The sequence below is a fragment of the Hydrogenivirga sp. 128-5-R1-1 genome (assembly GCF_000171895.1).
The window spans coordinates 1-1,289 of the sequence record NZ_ABHJ01000414.1 but is presented as its reverse complement, the minus strand read 5'-3'; the positions used below and the strand labels follow the sequence as shown (position 1 = coordinate 1,289).

The following is a 1,289-nucleotide window of genomic DNA, read 5'->3' as shown; positions in this document are numbered from 1 at the left end:
AAGAAGAGGTAAAACAAACTCCAGAAATAAAGGAACAGAAAGTTTCAAAGAAAGAAGAAAAAACAAAAAGTGTACAGCCCCAACAAAAGAAAAAAAGTGAAAAAAAAGAAGATGTTATCAGAGTTGACGTAGAAAGGGTTGAAGCTCTTATGAATCTTGTTGGAGAGCTTGTTTTAGACAGAAATAGAATTGTGAAACTTGCTTCTTCACTGGAACAAAAAGAGGAACCTCTCGTTGAGGAACTTGTAGAATCTATTACAGGTATGAGCAGAACTGTTAGTGATTTACAAGATGCTGTAATGAAGCTCAGAATGCAGCCTGTCAAAAAGATATTTAGCAAATTCCCAAGAGTTGTTAGAGACCTTGCTAAGAAATTAAATAAGAAAGTTCAGCTGATTTTAGAAGGTGAAGATACAGAAATTGATAGAAGTATATTAGATAAACTTGAAGACCCATTAATTCACCTTGTTAGAAATGCTATAGACCACGGAATAGAACCTCCTGAAGAAAGAATAAGAGCAGGAAAACCAGAAGTTGGGACGGTCAAACTTGGAGCTTATCAAGAGGGAGACAGAATAATTATTTACATAGAAGATGATGGTAAAGGAATAGACCCTGAAAAAGTAAAGAAAAAGGCTATAGAAAAGGGATTAATAACTCCTGAGCAGGCAGAAAATATGTCAGATAAGGAAGCCTTTGAGCTTATATTTATGCCGGGCTTTTCTACGGCAGAAAAGGTTAGCGATGTTTCTGGACGTGGAGTAGGAATGGATGTTGTAGCCTCTACAATACATTCTCTTAGAGGAAATATAGAGATAGACAGTCAACTTGGACAGGGAACAAAAATAGTTATGAAACTTCCTCTTACAGTAGCAATTATTAGAACGTTGATGGTGGCAGTTAACGATAGAATTTTCGCAATCCCTCTCTTTTCTGTTGTGGAAATTGTAAAATACAGACCTGAGAATGTTAAAAAAGTAGGACATTTTAAATCCTTAATGCTTAGAGACGAAGTGTTTTTACTGTTTACGTTAAATGAATTATTTGAAATAGAAGATGAGAAAGAAAAGCGTTATGTTGTAATAGTAAAAGTTGGAGAAAAGAATATTGCAATAGCTGTTGAAGAAATGTTTGGAGAAGAAGAAATTGTAATAAAACCACTTGGGGAACTTTTGGAAGATGTTAAAGGAGTAGCAGGGGCTACAATAACAGGTGATGGTAAAGTGGTTTTAATTGTAGACCCAAATTCTTTAATACAGGACATAAAAACTAATATAGTAGGGGTAATT

The 1,289-nt window shown here is 34.7% G+C and carries 1 protein-coding gene; it reads left to right on the top strand.

Going from position 1 to position 1,289, the window contains the following annotated elements; translation table 11 throughout:
• Nucleotides 1–1,289, top strand: a 1,289-nt coding sequence (locus HG1285_RS01110; RefSeq protein ID WP_008289476.1) for a chemotaxis protein CheA, incomplete at both ends; no start/stop codon positions are given.